Genomic DNA, 425 nt, shown 5'->3' with positions numbered 1-425 from the left:
ACGCTGATGGCGGGCGAAGCGGCCATCATCAACACGGCGGCGCGCGCCTCGCTCTGGCTGCAGCCGCACCGCATCGTCCTCATCCTGATCGCGCTGGCGCTGGTGCTGTCGGCCGCCTTTTTCATGCGCTGGAACTGGCTGCCGCAATATTGGGAAATGGGCCTGATGGGCATCTGGCGGGCCCTGTGGATCCTGGCCGTCACTTGCGCGCTCGGCTTCCTAATCGCCGTGCCGGTCGGGCTGGCGCAGGCCGCCGGTTCGATCTGGGTCGCGGCGCCTGCGAAAGTCTTCTGCACCATCATCCGCGGCACGCCGCTGCTTCTGCAGCTGTGGCTGCTCTATTACGGGCTGGGCTCGCTGTTCCCGCAATATCCATGGATACGCGATTCCTGGATGTGGCCCTATCTGAGGCAGGCATGGCCGTA

At 65.4% G+C, this 425-nt stretch carries 1 protein-coding gene; it reads left to right on the top strand.

All coding sequences use genetic code 11. The annotated features are described in order from the left end of the window. Positions 1-6 precede the first annotated feature (6 nt). Positions 7-425 (top strand): ABC transporter permease subunit (locus ACWTU8_RS32895; RefSeq protein ID WP_455851385.1); only part of this gene is annotated, 419 nt, incomplete at its 3' end.

The organism is Mesorhizobium sp. BHbdii, assembly GCF_053848045.1.
The sequence above is the reverse complement of the archived record's forward strand: the minus strand, read 5'-3'. Positions and strand labels throughout refer to the sequence as shown.